The sequence below is a fragment of the Phenylobacterium montanum genome (genome assembly GCF_018135625.1).
Classification (GTDB): domain Bacteria; phylum Pseudomonadota; class Alphaproteobacteria; order Caulobacterales; family Caulobacteraceae; genus Poindextera; species Poindextera montana.
In genome coordinates, this window is the sequence record NZ_CP073078.1 from 5,038,507 (window position 1) to 5,055,623 (window position 17,117).

13 protein-coding genes are annotated in these 17,117 nt (G+C 67.5%); 8 read left to right on the top strand and 5 right to left on the bottom strand.

The window, feature by feature from the left end; all coding sequences use genetic code 11:
- Positions 1-9: 9 nt before the first annotated feature.
- The gene (locus KCG34_RS23020) at positions 10-1,029 is read right to left on the bottom strand and encodes a LacI family DNA-binding transcriptional regulator (protein WP_211937929.1); all 1,020 of its coding nucleotides are present in this window, start codon (positions 1,027-1,029) and stop codon (positions 10-12) included.
- 156 nt (positions 1,030-1,185) lie between these two features.
- On the opposite strand from KCG34_RS23020, the gene KCG34_RS23025 reads away from it, so the two are divergent.
- A complete protein-coding gene (locus KCG34_RS23025; RefSeq protein WP_211937930.1) occupies positions 1,186-2,139 on the top strand; it encodes a DUF2167 domain-containing protein in 954 nt (317 codons plus the stop codon).
- Positions 2,140-2,256: 117 nt separating this feature from the next.
- Here the strand turns inward: KCG34_RS23025 and KCG34_RS23030 are convergent, their stop codons facing one another.
- Positions 2,257-2,898 (bottom strand): glutathione S-transferase family protein, encoded by a 642-nt coding sequence (locus KCG34_RS23030; RefSeq protein ID WP_211937931.1) that lies wholly within the window; start codon positions 2,896-2,898, stop codon positions 2,257-2,259.
- Positions 2,899-2,984: 86 nt separating this feature from the next.
- On the opposite strand from KCG34_RS23030, the gene KCG34_RS23035 reads away from it, so the two are divergent.
- Positions 2,985-3,956, top strand: a complete 972-nt coding sequence (locus tag KCG34_RS23035; protein ID WP_211937932.1) for a helix-turn-helix transcriptional regulator — start codon at positions 2,985-2,987, stop codon at positions 3,954-3,956.
- A gap of 35 nt (positions 3,957-3,991) precedes the next feature.
- Here the strand turns inward: KCG34_RS23035 and KCG34_RS23040 are convergent, their stop codons facing one another.
- Positions 3,992-5,293 (bottom strand): spinster family MFS transporter, encoded by a 1,302-nt coding sequence (locus KCG34_RS23040; protein WP_211937933.1) that lies wholly within the window; start codon positions 5,291-5,293, stop codon positions 3,992-3,994.
- A gap of 136 nt (positions 5,294-5,429) precedes the next feature.
- Between KCG34_RS23040 and KCG34_RS23045 the strand changes: the two genes are divergently transcribed.
- The 3 genes from KCG34_RS23045 (at position 5,430) to KCG34_RS23055 (ending at position 11,117) form a co-directional block, all read left to right on the top strand.
- The gene (locus KCG34_RS23045; RefSeq protein ID WP_211937934.1) at positions 5,430-7,007 is read left to right on the top strand and encodes a tetratricopeptide repeat-containing sulfotransferase family protein; all 1,578 of its coding nucleotides are present in this window, start codon (positions 5,430-5,432) and stop codon (positions 7,005-7,007) included.
- Between the two features lie 278 nt (positions 7,008-7,285).
- Positions 7,286-9,700 carry a TonB-dependent receptor gene (locus tag KCG34_RS23050; protein WP_211937935.1) on the top strand — a complete coding sequence of 805 codons (2,415 nt, stop codon included), beginning with the start codon at positions 7,286-7,288 and terminating at the stop codon, positions 9,698-9,700.
- Positions 9,701-9,794: 94 nt separating this feature from the next.
- Positions 9,795-11,117 carry an alpha/beta hydrolase family protein gene (locus tag KCG34_RS23055; RefSeq protein WP_211937936.1) on the top strand — a complete coding sequence of 441 codons (1,323 nt, stop codon included), beginning with the start codon at positions 9,795-9,797 and terminating at the stop codon, positions 11,115-11,117.
- A gap of 208 nt (positions 11,118-11,325) precedes the next feature.
- On the opposite strand, the gene KCG34_RS23060 is transcribed toward KCG34_RS23055, so the two are convergent.
- Together KCG34_RS23060 and KCG34_RS23065 are read right to left on the bottom strand one after the other, a co-directional pair.
- Positions 11,326-11,619: a hypothetical protein gene (locus KCG34_RS23060; protein WP_211937937.1), complete on the bottom strand. Its 294-nt coding sequence runs from the start codon at positions 11,617-11,619 to the stop codon at positions 11,326-11,328.
- A 72-nt stretch (positions 11,620-11,691) separates the two neighbouring features.
- Positions 11,692-12,621, bottom strand: coding sequence for a LysR substrate-binding domain-containing protein (locus KCG34_RS23065; RefSeq protein WP_211937938.1), 930 nt, complete (start codon positions 12,619-12,621; stop codon positions 11,692-11,694).
- A 200-nt stretch (positions 12,622-12,821) separates the two neighbouring features.
- Between KCG34_RS23065 and KCG34_RS23070 the strand changes: the two genes are divergently transcribed.
- The 3 genes from KCG34_RS23070 to KCG34_RS23080 all read left to right on the top strand — a co-directional run bounded on the left by KCG34_RS23070 (position 12,822) and on the right by KCG34_RS23080 (position 17,116).
- The gene (locus tag KCG34_RS23070) at positions 12,822-13,859 is read left to right on the top strand and encodes a sterol desaturase family protein (RefSeq protein WP_211937939.1); all 1,038 of its coding nucleotides are present in this window, start codon (positions 12,822-12,824) and stop codon (positions 13,857-13,859) included.
- A gap of 231 nt (positions 13,860-14,090) precedes the next feature.
- The gene (locus KCG34_RS23075) at positions 14,091-15,791 is read left to right on the top strand and encodes a glycosyltransferase family 39 protein (protein ID WP_211937940.1); all 1,701 of its coding nucleotides are present in this window, start codon (positions 14,091-14,093) and stop codon (positions 15,789-15,791) included.
- 119 nt (positions 15,792-15,910) lie between these two features.
- Positions 15,911-17,116 (top strand): aromatic ring-hydroxylating oxygenase subunit alpha, encoded by a 1,206-nt coding sequence (locus tag KCG34_RS23080; protein WP_211937941.1) that lies wholly within the window; start codon positions 15,911-15,913, stop codon positions 17,114-17,116.
- The last annotated feature ends 1 nt before the right edge of the window (position 17,117 follow it).

Below are 17,117 nucleotides of genomic sequence, written 5' to 3' on the forward strand. Positions count from 1 at the left end.
CCTGATTTTTCAAGAACTTCGAATGGAGATCGAGGCTGGCATGACCTCGGAAGCGGGCTGTTGGCCGTCGATCAGGGCGAGGATTTTTTCGCCGAGCAGAATCCCTCCCTCGCGCCAGTTCTGGTGGATCGAGGTCAAGGGCGGGACGAAGTTGGCGGCCATCGGCGTGTCGTCATAACCGATCACCGAGACATCGCCGGGCACGCTCAGGCCATGGTCGGTCAGGGAACGGATTGCGCCCATGGCCACCAGGTCGCTGCCGCAGAACAGGCCGTCGAACGGCTTGGCGTCCTTGGCCAGCAGGCTTTCGACCGCATTGAAGCCGCCGGCGAAGGTGAAGGGGCAGGTGAGGTTGGCCACGAGGCGCGCCCCGCCGGCCTCGATGGCGCGCCTGTAGCCGGCCAGGCGCGCGGCCAGTTCGGCGTGGGCGGTGTCGCCCAGAAACACCAATCGCCTCCGGCCCAGCGCAAGAAGCCGCTCGGCCGCAAGGGCGCCGCCCTGCTCGTTGTCGGTGCCGACCACCACATAGTCCTGGCCGGGGTGGGGAGCGCCCCACACAACGAACGGAGCGCCGGATTCCGCCACCCGCCGCACGGCGTCGTCACCCATGCCCTGGCCCAGCAGGATCGCCCCGTCGGCGGCGTGGATCTGGTCCTCGCGCGAACCGCGGCCGGTGGTGAGCAGCAGGTTGTAGCCCGCCGAGGCCAGGGCCTGCGAAATGCCGCCGAGGATCTCCAGCGGATAGGGATCGGACATCGGCCGCTCGGCGGAGGGGGTCATCTCGACCACCACCGCTACGGTGTAGCTCTTCTGCAGGCGCAGATTGCGGGCGTGCAGATTGACCTTGTAGCCGTGCTTGGCCGCCAGCTCCTGCACCTTCTTGCGCGTCTCGGGGGCCACCAGGTCGTTGTCACTGAGGGCGCGCGAGACCGTGACCTTGGAGACCCCGGCCAGGACCGCGAGGTCGTCCATGGTCAGGCGATCGCCCCTGGGGCGGCGCTGCTTGCGTTTGGCGGCCTTGACGGTCACGCGGTCTCCTCATCCGGGCGGAACGCGCGAAAGCTAAGCGCGGTTGGGCCGGCGGTCAAAAGGCGGTCGGGAGCGCGGATGCGTCGCTCTGCAACCCTGGATTTCTCGCCGCAGCTCATCTAGCTTTGCTTTAGGGCATCTGGGGGATTTGTCATCGTGTTCGTTCGGTCTCGATTCAATCTGCAAGCCGGCCTTGCCGCGGTCTTTGCGCTGACGGCTGCTCCTGCCTTGGCCCAGGGCTCGTCGGCTTCGCCGCAAGCCTCCGAAGCCGCCGAGGCGGCGCGGCTGGACGCCCTCGCCAAGAGCCTCAGCCCGCTGCACGGCGACATCGTCCTGTCTCAGCCGAACGCCACCCTGCATCTGGGCCAGCGCTACTATTACCTGCGTCCCGACGACGCCAAGAAGGTGCTGACCGAGGTCTGGGGCAATCCGCCGGACGCCGCCAACGGCGTGCTCGGCATGGTGTTTCCGGCCGGCCAGACCCCGGCTGATCCGGCGGGGTGGGGCGCGGTGATCACCTACATCGACGACGGCTATGTCTCCGACAAGCAAGCCAAGCAGATGAACTACGACAAGCTGCTGGAAGAGCTGCGCAAGGGCGAGGCCGACGACAACGCCGAGCGGCAGAAGCAGAAATTCCCGCCCATTCACCTGGCCGGATGGGCGCAGCAGCCGTCGTACGACGCCGCCCACCACTCCCTGGTCTGGGCCAAGGACCTCGCGTTCGGCGGGCAGAAGATCGACACCCTGAACTACGACGTGCGCGAACTGGGCCGCAAAGGCGTGCTCAGCCTGAATATGGTCTCGGACATGGGCCACCTGGCCCAGGTCCGCCCCGCCGCCGCCGAACTGGCCCGGGTCGCCGACTTCAACCCGGGCGCCCGCTATGCGGACTACAAGGAAGGCTCGGACAAGAAGGCCGCCTATGGCGTCGCCGGCCTGATCGCCGCCGGCGCCGGCGTGGCCCTGGCCCAGAAAGCGGGGCTGCTGACCCTGCTGATCCTGTTCCTGAAAAAGGGCTTCGTGGTCATCATCGCAGCCCTGGCCGGGGGCTGGGCCAAGTTCAAGAGCATGTTCAGGAAGAAGCCGGCGGGGGGCGTCGATCTATAGGCGCGTGATGAATTGAGATAAACTCAGTGTCCGCTCGTCCCGGCATTCGCCGGGATGAGCGGAATATATAATGGGCTGATCTCAACTAAGCTTCGCTGCCTCCATCGAACGCAGCGCTTACGCCTCTGCAGCCGCCGCGAATCTGGCCGAGGCCTCGGCGTCGTGGGCGTCGACCTTGGCGAAGGCCGGGCGGGCGGTGACGCGGTCGACATAGGCGCGGAAGGTCGGGTTCTCCGGCACGATGCCGAACATCATGCTGAACCTGAGCGCCGAGCCCCACAGAACGTCCGCCGCCGAGAAGCGCTCGCCCAGCATATAGGGGCCGGCCGCAAGCTGGGCCTCGAGGGTCTTCAGCACCACATCGAAGTCGCCGTAGGGCGACATGGCCAGTGCGCCAGCGTCGCGCTTCATGGCCCGGTCGACCATGCCCGGCTCGAAGCAGGCGGCGTAATAGACCATCCAGCGCAGATAGGGGCCGCGCTGCACGTCGCCGATGGCGGGGGCCAGGCCTTTCTCGGGGAAGGCGTCGGCAAGGTAGAGATAGATGGCCACCTGCTCGGTCACTAGCTGGCCGCGGTGGTGGATGGCCGGCACCTTGCCCATGGGATTGATGGCCAGGTACTCCGGCTTGCGGTTCTCGCCGGCGCGCAGGTTGAGCAGCTTGAGCTCATAGGGCGCGCCCAGCTCCTCCAGCAGGGAGAAGGTCCCCGACGAACGGGACTGGGGCGCGTGGAACAGGATCACGGGTTCGGCTGACATTACGGGGCTCCTCCCAAAAGGATGATGCGCAGACCCTAGACCCCCATACCTGTCATCTTTTGTCAGGTTGGTTTAGAATTTTTTCCATGCGCGCCAGCCGGCTCCTGTCGATCCTCACCACCCTGCAGGCCCAGGGGCATGTGACCGCTCCGGCCCTGGCCGAGCAGTGCGAGGTGTCGCTGAGGACCATCTATCGCGACATCGATGCGCTCAGCGCCGCAGGCGTGCCGGTCTATGCCGAGCGGGGTTCGGCCGGCGGCTATCGCCTTCTGGACGGCTATCGCACGCGGCTGAACGGGCTCTCGGCCCAGGAGGCGGCGGCGCTGTTCCTGACCGGCCTGCCGGGGCCGGCGGCGGACCTGGGTCTCGGCGCGGTGATGGCCGGGGCGCAGAACAAGCTCCTCGCCGCCATGCCGGCCCAGCTTCGCGCCGGGGCGGCGCAGATGCGGGCGCGCTTCCACCTGGACGCCCCGGCCTGGTTCGCCGAGGCCGAGCAGCCCGCGCACCTGCCGCTGGTGGCCGGCGCGGTCTGGGACCAGCGGCGGCTCTCCATGCGCTATCAGAGCTGGCGGGGCGAGAAGGCGCGGGTGGTCGAGCCCTTGGGTTTGGTGCTGAAAAGCGGCGCCTGGTACATGGTCGGCCAGGTGGACGGTTCTGCGCGCACCTACCGCGTGGGCCGGATCCTGGAGCTGCAGGTGCTGGACCAGAGGTTCGCGCGGCCGGAGGATTTCGACCTCGAACAGCACTGGCGGGAAAGCGCCCAGCGGCTGGAGGCCGAGCTGCACCGGACCGAGGCGCGCGTGCGTTTCTCGCCCATGGGCGTGCGGATGCAGGAGGTGTTCCTCTCACCCTATGTCCGAGGGGCGATCCGGGCCGAGCCGCCAGACCGGGACGGCTGGGTGGTGGCGGTGATGCCTGTCGGCTCCATCCGCCAGGCCGCCTCCGAACTGCTGCGCTTCGGCGCCGAGGTCGAGGTGCTGGAGCCTGAGGCCTTGAGGAGCAGCATGGCGAGCATCGCCGGGCGGCTGGCGGAGATCTATGCGGCCGGGCGGGAATGATCGGATTTCCCTGCGTTTTTAATCGTAAGAAATTCTTACTCCCTTTTGCCGAAGTCCTTGGCCGCGGCCCAATAGTGCCAGGCGGCCCAGAAGCCGGTCAGGGCCAGCACCATCATCGACCAGCGCAGGGAGGTCGCGCTGGCGCCAGCGCGGCCGCCGATGATGTCGCTGAGGCGGCCGACCAGGAGCGGCGCGATCGCCAGGTTGGTGATGTTGCCCATCAGGACGGTGATGGCCGTGGCCTGCGAGCGCATCGCCGTCGGCACTGCGTTTTGCAACAGGCCGATCGAGGGGCCGACATAGAAATAGATCGCCGGGATGAAGGCCCAGGCCATGGCGATGGCGATCTCCTTGGTGGGGGCCAGCAGCATGCCGATCGAGGGCAGGGTGGCCAGGGCGGTGACGCCCGCCAGCATCCACAGCATGCGCCGCGGCGGCTGCATCGCTTTCATCGCACAGATCCGGCTGGTCAGGAGGGTCGCCCCTGCACCGGCCACCAGATAGGCGGGACCCAGGGCCGCGCCAGTCTGGCCGGCGGTCATGCCGAAGGCGCGGATGAAATAGGCGTTGGCCCAGAACACCAGGCCCCAGCCCCACAGGGCGGTGATCGCTCCGGCCATCATCAGGTGCATGGCCGGGCGGTTGCGCCAAAGCAGCCTGAAGGCGTCGGCCAGAGGGATGGCCTTTTCCGGTTCCGCCTTTGGGGCGTCCATCGCCGCGCGGCGAGGCTCCCTGACGGTCAGCAGTACGAGCAAGCCCATCACCAGGCCGGGCGCGCCCAAGGTCAGGAAGGCGGCGCGCCAGCCGTGTGCGTCCGCCACCCGGCCGGCGATGTCGGCGCCGATCCAGGCGCCCAGCGGCGAGCCCAGTGACCAGACGGTCATCGCCATCGGCCGCTCCAGGGGGCGGAAATAGTCGGAGACCAGGGCCGTCGAGGCTGGTGTCGCGCCGGATTCGCCGACGCCCACCCCGATCCGCGACGCCATCAGCTGCCAGAAGTTGCGCGCCAGCCCGGTGAAAACCGTCATCGCCGACCACAGCATCAGCGAGACCGCCACGATGTTGCGCCGGCTCGATCGGTCGGCCAGGGCCGCGACCGGCAGGCTGACGGTGACGTAGAACAGGGCCAGGGCCACGCCGGTCAGGAAGGCCACGCCGCTGTCGCTGAGATGCAGCTCCAGGCGGATCGATTCGAGCACCGTCGAGACGACGTAACGGTCGGCGATGTTGATCGCATAGACCAGCATCATCACCGAGAGCACGTACCAGCGGTACGATCCGCCCGCCGCGAGGGCCGGCGGGGCTTCGGCCAGGGCGGCGCTCTGGGTATCGTCCATCCGGCGGTTTCGCTTCCTTTTTATCTCAAGAGACTGTCGAGCCCGCGTCGCCCTCGCCACCAATGCCTTTTTGCGATGTGCGCATCAATTTAAAGAGCTTGGCGGGGCGCGGGTCTGCGGCGCTCAAGGAAGAGCCATGGCCGATCCCCCGCGCGCGACCGCCAGCCTGAAGGACGCCCTGGCTCATGCCCGTGGCCTTCTGGAGCGCGAACCGGCCCTGGCGGCGGCCCAGGCGCGGGAGATCCTGCAAGTCGCGCCGGAACAGCCCGACGCAGCCCTGATTCTGGGCGTGGCGCTTGGCCGGCTGGGGGACCTGGAGGGCGCGGCGGCTGTCCTGGCGCCGCTCGTCGAAGCTCGTCCCGAGGCGGCGATCGCCCGGTACGAGTTGGCGCTCGTACTCTATCGCCTGGGCCGCCCAGCGGCCGCGTCGCCGCATCTGCAGGACGCCCTGACGCCAATGGCGCGCTACCTGCGAGGTGCGGTGTTGATGGCCCTGGGCGAGCCAGAGCGCGCGGCGGCCGATTTCCACGCGCTCGCCGAGTTGGACCCGCGCCAGCCGGGTCCCAGGCTCTCACTCGGCCATGCGCTGAAGGAGCTCGGGCGGACCGGCGAGGCGGCGGAGGCCTATCGCCGGGCGTTGACCATTGCTCCGGGCCTGGGCGAGGCCTGGTGGAGTCTCGCCAACCTGAAGACCTTCCGCTTCAGCGACGCCGACTTGGCGGCGATGCAGGCCCTGGCGGCGCGGCCGACCCTCTCGCCCCAGGATCGCATTGCTATCGGCTTCGCCCTGGGCAAGGCGCTGGAGGACGCCGGCGATCCTGCCGCCGCCTTCGCCTGCTACCAGCGAGGAAACGCCGCCCGGCGCGCCGGCCAGCCCTACGACGCCGCCGGCAATACAGCCTTCGTCCGCCGCTCGATCGACGCCTTCACCCCGGCCCTGTTCGCGGCGCGGGCGGGGCAGGGCGATCCGGCGACCGATCCGATCTTCATCCTCGGCCTGCCGCGCTCGGGCTCGACCCTGGTCGAGCAGATCCTGGCCAGCCATTCGAAGGTCGAGGGCGTGGGCGAACTGCCTGACCTGACCGCCATCGCGCGGCGCGTGGCCGGCGTCGATCCGAACGCTTATCCGGCCTGCCTGGCGAGCCTCGGCGCCGCGGACCTGGCCGCCCTGGGCGCGGAATACCTAGAGCGCACGCGGCCTATGCGCAAACTCGGCCGGCCGCTGTTCATCGACAAGTTTCCCAGCAATTTCCTGCATGTGGGCCTGATCCGGCTGATCCTGCCGAACGCGAAGATCGTCGACGCCCGCCGCCATCCGATGGCCTGCTGCTTTTCGGCCTACAAGCAGCTGTTCGCCGAGGGGCAGGCCTACAGCTACGACCTCGCCGACCTTGGCCGCTACTATCGCGACTATGTGGAGTTGATGGCCCATTTCGACGCCGTGCAGCCGGGGCGGATGCATCGCGTGATCTATGAACGCCTGGTCGAGGACCCGGATCGGGAAATCCGCAGCCTGCTGGCCTATTGCGGCCTCGACTTCGAACAGGCCTGCCTCGATTTCCACCGGACCGTCCGCCCCGTGCGCACCGCCAGCGCCGCTCAGGTGCGCCGGCCGCTGTTCAAGGATGCGGTGGACCATTGGCGCGCCTTCGAGCCGTGGCTCGGGGCCCTGCGCGAAGCCTTGGGGCCGGTGATCGAGGCCTGGGCCGGATGAGTTTTGCGAACAGCCGAGGCCTCCGATGACTTTTTTGGATGAGCCCATCCATTAATTCGGCTTTCGACCGTGCGTTCTGCGGTGGAACCTGCTGCTCGGGTTCAGTGTCTTGCAGAGACGATTTCCAACAAAAGGAAGTCGCCGCAGGCGCTGCCGGCAACATTCGGCGCAACCGTCATGAACAATGACGGGTTGATGCTGCACAGCAGGGGGATATCGGCGTGGTTCAATTGCATTCGGTCGCGCGTCGCCGCAGCCTGAACTCGTGGAGACTGGCGATGATGCTGGTCTCGGGCGTCAGCGCGGCCGCCCTGTCGCGGGGCGCGGCCCTGGCGGCGGATGCGCCGGCGGCCAAGGACGCCAATACGGTCCAGGAGGTTGTGGTCACGGCCAGCCGCTCCGGCGCCCAGTCGCTGCAGAAGATGTCGATGGCCATATCGGCGGTGAACGTCGACAAGATCGACAAGGCCGGCCAGCAGAGCCTGACCGACCTCGCCAAATACACGCCCTCGCTGTCGATCACCGAGGGCGCGCCGGGCTTCAACAAGTTCGACATGCGGGGCCTGGCCACCGGCGCCTACCGCACCTCGGACACCTCGGACCGCTCCCTGGTGGCGGTCTATGTCGATGACACCCCGATCTCGGTCCAGGGCCAGACGCCGGACCTGAAGGTCTATGACCTGGAGCGGGTGGAGATTCTGCGCGGGCCGCAAGGCACCCTCTATGGCGCGGGCTCCATGGCCGGCACGGTGCGCTTCATCACCGCCAAGCCCAACACCCACCAGACCTTCGGCACGCTGGAGGTGGCCGGCTACGACACCGAGCACGGGGCCGGCAGCTATAACCTGAAGGGCATGATCAACATGCCGCTGATCCCCGACACCCTGGCTCTGCGGGCCACGGTTTATCAGGGCGAGGACGGTGGCTACATCGACAATATCGGCCTGCGCAACAAGAAGGACGCCAATCTCGCCCGCACCTTGCAGGCGCGCGCCGCCCTGCGCTGGACGCCGAACGACAAGTTCACCGCCGACCTCGCCTTCACCACCGAGCAGAGCCAGGCCTATGGGCTGAACTCGGCCTTCACGGGCCTGAAGCCCTACACCATCTCGACCAATTCGCCGGAAGGCACGACCGACGACTTCAACCTGGTCCAGCTGAACCTGGACTATGACGCCGGCTTTGCGAACCTGGTCTCGTCCACCGCCTACACCCACCGGCGGATCGGCTTCCATCTCAGCGACGAGCCGACCATCGGCTATTTCTTCCAGGACTATACCGGCCTGCCGGTCAGCTCGACCACCTATCCGCTGTACGACCAGCCGGCGAGCTACAACCAGCAGGTCACCAACAGCATCCCGGCCGAACACTATACGATCGACAACAAGGTCGACGACTTCATGGAGGAGGTTCGCCTGGTCTCTAAGGACGACGGGCCGATCAAGTGGAACGTCGGCGTGTTCTACGAGCGCCAGACGCGCAACCTCTACCAGGACATCCCGGTGCCGGGCTTCGACACCCTGTCCTACATGAATTACTTCTACGGGCCCTTCAGCACGCCGAACGGCCTCTACAATTCCAAGACCGTCGACGCCGCCTTCAACGCCAACGACATCTTCTCCGGCCTGCAGAACGAGAGCGAGCACCAGGTCGCCATCTTCACCGACGACACCTGGCACGTGACCAGGAAGCTGGATCTGAGCGCCGGGGTGCGCTGGTTCGACTTCTCGGAGAAGTACTACCTGTTCGAGGGCGGGGTTTACGGCGTGATCAACCACGTGCCGCTGACCGAGAACGCCACCCAGAAGGCCAACGGCTTCAATCCGCGCGTGAACGTGACCTATCACGTCAGCGACGACTTCATGGCCTATGCCGAGGCGGCCAAGGGCTTCCGCTATGGCGGCGCCAACCAGCCGGTGCCGATCGGAAGCTCGGGCATCGCCCTGACGTGCAAGAACAACCTGGCGTCCTACGGCTACAGTTCGGCCCCGCTGAACTTCGGCCCGGACCATCTGTGGAGCTACTCGGTCGGGGAAAAGGGCAAGTTCGCCGACGGCCGCGTCACCCTGAACGCCGACGCCTACTGGATCGACTGGAGCGACGTACAGACGCGCCTGCTCCTGAACTGCTCGTACTTCTTCACCGACAACAAGGGCAAGATCCAGAGCCGGGGGGTCGAGGCCGAGTCCACCATCCGCCTGACCCATGAGCTGACCCTGACAGCCAGCGGCTCGTACAACGACTCCCACGCCGACGGGAACATCCCGACCGTGGGCGCCTTCGACGGCAACACCACGCCCTATTTCCCCAAGTGGATCGCCTCGCTGATCCTCTACTACGATCGGCCGCTGGAGAACGGGACGCTGCACGCCCAACTCGGCTACCAGTACCGCGGCAAGGAGCAGACGACGTTCGACCCGCTGGCGACCATCTACAACGCCACCACGGGCGTGCTGTCTCCGAACGGGGCGAGCAAGACCTTCGCCATCATTCCGGCGACCAACAACCTCAGCGCCTCGCTGGCCTATGACCTCGGCAACTACGAGTTCGGGGTGTTCGGCAACAACCTGACCGACGGGGTCAAGGAGACCGACATCGGGCGCGCCACCTATTATGCGATCTACCAGGCCGGCGATCGGGCCACCATGGCGCGGCCGCGGACCATCGGCGCGCGGTTCAAGGTCAAGTTCTAGGGTTCAAAGGTCCCCTCTCGCCGGAAACGCAGGTCTTGCATTGCGGCGATCCCTGGGCTCCTTCGGGAGCCCATCTTTTTTGGAAACCAGGCCCATGCTGCGCGCGCTACTCGCTCTGATCCTCGCATTGGCCGCGGTCGGCGCGCCCGCCCGCGCCGCCGCGCCGAGCGTTCCAGGCGTCGATGCGCCTGAGCTGGCGAAGCTGGGGCCTTACGGTGTCGGGCTTAAGCGGATCGAGCTGGTGCAACCGGGCCAGGCGGACCTGACGCGGCTGGACGCCAAGACCGGCGCAGCGCCCCTGGTCGACCGCCATCTGCCGGTCAGCCTGTGGTATCCGGCGACCCCGGCGCCGGGCGCCGCGACCGTCCGCTATCACGGCGGCCTGACGCCTGAGCGCGCCGACCAGCCGCCCGTGCCGATCGATGCCGAAGGGATCGCCGTGGAGGACGCGCCGGCGGTCAAGGGGCAGGGCTTTCCCCTGGTGATCCTCAGCCACGGCTATGGCGGCGCGCCCGAGGCGATGACCTGGCTGGCCGAGAACCTGGCCTCCAAGGGCTATGTGGTCGCGGCCATCGCCCACCGGGACCCGGCCTATGGCGACCCGCGCGGCTTTTCTGGGCCGCTGCTGCGCCGGCCCTTGGACATCGCCTTCGTCGCCCGGTCGCTGCAGGCGGAGATCCTCGCCGGGCGAGGGCCGCTGGCTGGTGTCGCCGACCCGGATCGCATAGCCCTGATCGGCTATTCCATGGGCGGCTATGGCGTGCTGACCGAGGCCGCCGGCGGCTTCGATGCGGCCGGCGCCCCGGCGAAGGTGCTGCCCCCGGCCTATGTCGGGCCCTACCTGCCGGGCGGGGCGCTACGCGAGCAGGCGACGCTCTCAGGCGTCAAGGCGGTGGTGGCCATCTCGCCCTTCACCCGCGCCCCGGCCGGGCCGGTGCTGTCCGAGCCGACCCTGGCTGCGCTCAGGACCCCGCTTTTGATGATCGCGGGCGACCAGGACCGCACGGTGGGGTTCGAAGGGGTGAAGACGACCTTCGACCAAGCGGTCCATGCGCCGCGCCGGCTGCTGGTATTCCGCGAGGCCGGCCATTCCCTGGGCATGAACCCGGCCGCGGACGCCGACCGATCAGGCCTGTGGGCGCTGGACTGGTTCGAAGATCCGGTCTGGCGCAAGGATCGGACACTGGCGATCGAGCAGCACTTCATCAGCGCCTTCCTCGACCGCTGGGTGAAGGGGGACCTTACCCGCGACGCCTATCTGAACGTCGCCGAGCCAATCTCGGACCACGCCGTCTGGCCCCAGGCCGGCGCCTACGGCGCCTACAGCCCGGGCGCGGCGCCGATCACCGTCTGGAAGGGATTCCAGAGGGTGCACAGCGCCGGGCTCGAACTGTGGTCGGGGGAAGTCGGCCGCTAGAGGGGGCCAGGCACTACCAAATTCGCCACCCCAATTCCGCTCATCCCGGCGAATGCCAGGACCCAGATCCTATGGCGCAGGCTTTCGGCTTGAGGTCATGAGAAAACTCCACCCGCTCGGAGTCCTATGATCTGGGTCCCGGCATTCGCCGGGATGAGCGGCTGAAAATTCAGATCACTCTGAAATCAACGAGCAACAAGCCGCCGGATCAGTGCGGCGCCGACTGGTCGACCGCCTGCTTGTTGGCCTTGGCCTGGTCGTCGACGGCCTTCTTCTGGGCGTCGGCGGATTGCGAGATCGCCTTCTTGGCGTGATGGCGAGCGCGCCGGGCATGCTTCTTGGCCGACTTCATGTCGGCCTTGGCGGCCTTGGATTCGTCCTTGGCCACCTTGGCCTGATCGCTCGCCGCCGCGGCGGTCTGGCTGTTGTCTTGTGCGAGCGCCAGGGCAGGTGTCGCCCCCAGCGCCAGAACCGCCGCAGCCGTCAGCAGAAATCGTTTCATGTCAGTCCTTCCGAATGTCCAGCCCGCAGCAACCAACGGTCGGAGACGGGATGCGTTGCAGGAAGATCAGACTTAGGCCTCAGGCGGAGCGCCGGCGGCATGGGCGCCGAAGCGCCCGATCATCCAGCTGCGGAACAGGGCGATCACCGGGTCGCCCAGGTCCTCGGGGTGGAACTTCAGGTAGTAGCCATAGCCCTCTTCGAACGTGGCGCTGGGGAAGGGCGCGATCAGGCGGCCGGCCTTGACCTCGTCGGCCAGCATGTCGACGTCGGCCAGCACCACCCCATCGCCGGACGTGGCGTACTGAACCGCCGACATGGCGGTGTCGAAGGCCAGGCCCCGGTCGGTGTCGAGGCTCAAGCCGCACTGGCGGGCGAAGGTGGTCCAGAGAAAGTCGCGCGGCTGGTTGTCCAGCTTGGTGTGCAAGAGTTCGTTCGAGGCCAGGAACTCGCCCAGGGTCTTGCCCTTCTCCCGCTCTGCCAGGTCGGGCGAGCACATGGGCGTCACCCGCACCATCCAGAGCAGGTCTGTGACCCGGTCGTCGACGCTGGGGCGGTCATAGACCACCGCCACATCCAGGTCCTGCGAGGGCAGGCCGGTGACGTGGCTGGAGGAGACGTCGATGCGGATGTCGGGGAACTCGCGGCGGAAGTCCCTGAGGATCGGCAGGGCCATGTGGTGCAGCAGCGAGGGCGGCATGTGCACCCGTAGCGTCCGCGCGCTGCGCTCGCCCTGCTGGATCAGGTTCAGGGTCTGCTCGATGCGGTCGAAGGCCTTGGCCACCACGGGCAGGAGGGCGGCGCCGGCCTCGGTCAGCACCAGGCCCGACGGCTTGCGCTCCAGCAGCGGCTTGCCGAGCAGTTCTTCCAGGCTGATCACGTGGCGGCTGAGCGCGCTCTGCGAGACGTGCAGGGCCTGGGCGCCCAGGGTGAAGCTGAGATTGCGGCCGACCGCCTCGTAGGCGCGGAGCGCGTTGAGCGGCAGCCAACGACGATTGATCACGAGTTGCGCCTGAGAATCGTTCCGAACGGATCTTTTTTGCATAGCGTCACGATTGGCCTGCGGCGCCAACGGCGAACTGCGTCGGCGGCGCCGAAATGCCGGGCGGCCAAAGGTTCTCGAGCCCAGAGCGGGGAATCTTTGTCGACACAACTTCGATCATTGGGGCTATTGGGGATGTTCTTGCGAACGGCGGGCCCAGCATGATCATCGAACGGCGAGCACAGTTCTCGGAGCCGGTCGGGCGAGGCGGCGCCGGCGCGGATAAAATCCCTGGCCCCGTACTGGTGAGCTTCGCCGTCTATCTCGCCCTCGCCGGGGTAGCCTGGTGGGTGGTCGAGCGCCTGCTGCCGGACCGGCTGGTCCTGAATCTGTTTGGCCACGCCCTGGCGCTGAAGGAGCTGCATCGGCGTCTGGGCGGAATCCTGCTGGTCATGGCCGGCATGATCCCGGGTATCTTCGCGGCGGAGATCCTGCTGGGCGGCTGGCGCAACAGTTCCCTGCGCTACCTGCTGGTCGAGCGCACGGGTTCGGGCATGAGCGACCTTGTCTGCTTCCTGTGCGGGCAGGGGCGGGTGATGACCCTGGCGGCGATCGCCTTCACCTTCGGCGCCTCCCTGATCTCCGGCGAGTGGATCCATGACCGGCTGAGCGCGGCCACGGGGCTGTCCCTGTCGCTGGCGAGCGCTCCGGCGCTGCTGCAGATCATGATCTACCTCCTGATCTACACCTTCTTCGACTACTGGAACCACCGCGTCAGCCATACCCGATGGTTCTGGCCGCTGCATCGCTACCATCACTCCGCCGAAGAGTTCTCGGTGATGACGGCGGTTCGCACCCATCCGGCGACCTTCACAGACGTGGTCTCCACCACCCTGCCGGCGGCGGCGCTGAAGCTCTCGCCCGAGCTGATCCTCAGCGTGAACCTGTTCATCGTGGCGCTGCGCTACCTGATCCATTCCCGCATCGACTCCAATTTCGGCTGGGTGGGCCGTTATTTGATCCAGTCCCCGACCCATCACCGGCTGCACCACATCCTCGACACCACCCTGCCGACCGCAAATTTCGCCCTGACGCCGCTCTGGGATCGCGTGTTCGGCACCTGGCGCGACGAGGGCGACCAGAGTGTCGTAATCGGGGTCAACACGCCCTATCGCCATGGGGCGTGGGTGCTGTCGGACATGTGGAGGGACTATTGCGACTTCTGGAAGGCCCTGGTCCTGCGCGAGACCAGCGGCTGAACCCATTCGGGCCAACGAAGTGACGCAGGGCACAGCGTCGTCGGCCGACCTTCGCGCACGAGGCGCTTTTTCTGGACCTGGGCTGTCCTACGCATCAACAATGTTCAAGCGGGCCTGGGCGATTTAAGGCTAACTCAAAAGCGCCCATGCCGGGCGAGCGGGTACTTTGGAATGGCTGCGGCGGGGCGCAACTTTCCAGATCTGATTGCGGCGCGCGAGGCGCTGCGGCAGATGCTCGCCCAGCCTCTGGGTCCCTTCCGGCTCGGCCCGTCGGTCCATCCCCGCGCGCCGACGCCCCATGCGATCGACCTTGCCCTGGCCCTCATCCTCTTGAGCGGGCTGGTCTTCGCCTTTGTCGGCCTCGCCGCCAGCAGCTATTTCGTCGATGAGCTCTTCACCCTCTATCTGATCGACCACCATGGCGGCCCTGAAGAGGTGGTGCGCCGCGCCCTGACCGACACCGGGCCGCCCGGCTACTACCTCCTGCTGTACGGCTGGTCGAAGCTGGCCGGGCTATCCGAGGCGGCCATGCGTTTGCCCAGCGCCGTGTGCGCCGTGGCGGCCATACTGGTGTTCGGCCTGGGCCTCGAAGGCGCCTTCAGCACCCGCGCCCGCCTGTTCGCGGCCACCGTGGCGGTGATCGAGCGGTTCTGGTTCGTGCAGTCGCAGTCGGCCAGGGGCTACGCCCTGGGCCTCTTGATCTCGGCGGGACTTCTGGTGCTGGCGGTGCGGCTGCGGCGCGGCGTTCAGGACGGAAAGCCCGTCTGGCCCTACTGGGCCGGACTGACCATGCTGGGTGTCGCAGGCTGCATGGTGCATTTCTACCTGGCGCTCCAGGCCGGACTGATGATCGCCTACATGATCCTGACGACGGGTGGAGTACGGCTGAAGGCGGCGCTGGGCGCCTCCGGGGTGCTGTTCGTGCTGGTGACCGCCGGTTACGGCGTCCTGCTGCTGGATCATACCCAGCAGGATGTGCACCACATGTGGTTCGGGACCGATCCGGCGTTTCTGGTCACGGAAGCGGCGCGCGCGGTGCGCGGCGTCGTTGGCCCGGCCATCGCCGCAGCTCTGGCGATCCTGGCCTGGATGGGCGTCCGGCGGCTCGCCAAGGCGCGCGGTTCCGGCGAGGGGAGTGACGCCACCAGCCTGAGCTGGCCTGCCGGCCTTGCCGGGTTCGTGCTGGTCGGCGTGCCGATCCTCGGGCTCGGTGTGACCATGACCCTGGCGCCCTCATTCTCCGAGCGGAACCTTTTGATCGGCGCGCCGATGTTCTGGCTGCTTTGCGCGACTCTGTTCGATCTGGCGCGGCCGGACCTGAGCGCGCTGGGCGGGCGGTTGGCCCTGGCCGTGATAGCCCTTTCGCTGGGCGCGGCGCAGGTCGTCGACGTTGAGGGAAGGTTCCTGCCGACCGAGCAGGAATGGCGCGCCTCGGCCCGCTATGTGGACGGCCAGGCGGCCTGCGATGGCCGGACGATCCCGACCCTGGCCCTGCAGACCTTTGGGCCGCATACGCCCTACTACATGAGCCTTGAGCAGAGCCAGTTCTACGGCCGCTACGCCCAGGCGCCGGGACGGCTCGCGATCCACATGCCCTCCGACTTCGGTGGCCGCGACCGGGATAGCCGCGAAGACCGCCCGTCATTGGCCGAGCCGGCGCCGCCCACGGCGTCGGAACTGGCCAGGGCCCGTCCCGACCTGACCGCCCTGATGCGCGCCCGCCTGACCGGCCAGGACGCCTGCCCGGTGCTGGCCTGGGCCGCGCACGTGGTCGAGCCCTCCGATATTCAAAACCTTCGGCAGGCCATCGCCGCCGACGCCGGGGTTCCGCTGGGCCAGGTCACGGTCAGGCCTTTCACCCACTTCCACCTGGCCATCCCGGGCTGGCGCCGGACTGCCGAGGCCTATGTGCTGGAGGCCCGCCGCCCCTGACCGCCCTGGGGCGCCAAGCCCTTGTTCCAAGGGCGTGAAATGCGAATAGGCCTATGCGGAAATGCGATTGCCCAGGCCAATCGCGCCCGTGCGATAGTCGGGGCGATCAAGGAGCGACGATGGCCGACTTGGCGAAAATCAAGGCCCTGCTGGACGCCCGCCGCCCGGGCCACAGCCTGCCCCAGGGGCTCTACAACGATCCCGACGCCTTCGATTTCGACCTCGAGGCCATCTACGGCCGCTCCTGGCTGCAGGTCGGCTTCGAGTGCGAGTTGCCCAGGCCCGGCAGCCATTTCGCCACCACCCTGGGCCGCTGGCCGATCATCGTGCTGCGCGACCGGGCCGGGGAGCTGAGAGCCTATCACAATAGCTGCCGCCATCGCGGCTCGCAGATCTGCCCCGACGGCCACGGATCGTCCCAGCGCCTGGTCTGCCCCTATCACAAGTGGACCTACGAGCTCACCGGCGAACTGGCTCATGCAAGCCGCATGGGCGACGGCTTCGACCCGACCGCGCACAGCCTGAAGCCGATCCACCTGGCGAATGTCGGCGGGGTCCTGTTGGTCTGCCTCGGCGACGACCCGCCCGATGTGGAAGGCTTCCGCCGCGAGTTCACCCCGCTGCTGGCGCCGCACAACCTGGCCGACGCCAAGCTGGCGCACCAGAGCACCCTGCACGAGAAGGGCAACTGGAAGCTGGTGATGGAGAACGCCCGCGAGTGCTACCACTGCGCCACGGGCCACCCGGAGCTGGCCTTGACCTTCCCGGTCAGCGCCTCCGGCCATTTCGACTACGGCGAGGACGACGCCCTGGAGCGGTTCAACGCCCGCATGACCGCGCTGGGCCTGCCGGTCGGCCCGGTCGAGGGCGACTGGTGGCAGGCCATGCGCTTCGCCCTCAACGAGGGCAATGTGTCCATGACCACCGATGGCAAGCCGACGGTGGCCAGGCCGATGTGTGCGCTGGGCGGCGGCGACATCGGCTCGCTGCGCTGGTCGATCGAGCCGCACAGCTTCACCCACGCCTGCGGCGACTACCTGTTCATGTTCAGCGCCCTGCCGATCAGCCCGAACGAGACCGTGGTCCATTCCAAGTGGCTGGTGCACAAGGAGGCTGTCGAAGGCGTCGACTACGACCTGGAGCGCCTGACCCATCTGTGGACCGCGACCAACCTGCAGGACCGCGACCTGGTGGAAATGAACCAGCGCGGGGTGAATTCACCGGGCTATACGCCGGGGCCCTATTCCACCGAGGCCGAGGCCCTCGCCCTGCGCTTTGTCGACTGGTACGTCGACACGGCCAAAGCCTATTGCGAGCGCGCCTGAG